This window comes from Streptomyces sp. XY431, assembly GCF_001279805.1.
Classification (GTDB): domain Bacteria; phylum Actinomycetota; class Actinomycetes; order Streptomycetales; family Streptomycetaceae; genus Kitasatospora; species Kitasatospora purpeofusca.
The window spans coordinates 1-231 of sequence record NZ_LGDO01000438.1; the positions used below are offsets into that span (position 1 = coordinate 1).

The following is a 231-nucleotide window of genomic DNA, read 5'->3' on the forward strand; positions in this document are numbered from 1 at the left end:
ACCTCGGCCCGGATCTCGGCGGTGTCGAGTTCGCTGCCGGGGGTGGGCACGACATACCCGACCAGGCGCTTCTCACCCGGACGGTCCTCCCGCACCAGGACGACCGCCTGCGCGACCCCGGTGGGACGGGCCAGTGCGCTCTCCACCTCGCCCAACTCGATCCGGAAACCACGCACCTTCACCTGGTCGTCACCACGACCCAGGTACTCCAACTCCCCATCCACAGTCCAC

General features: G+C 68.8%; 1 protein-coding gene. It reads right to left on the reverse strand.

What is annotated here, in order from left to right; all coding sequences use genetic code 11:
- The coding region (locus ADK60_RS28220; protein ID WP_159400622.1) for an AMP-binding enzyme at positions 1-231 on the reverse strand (231 nt) is incomplete at both ends.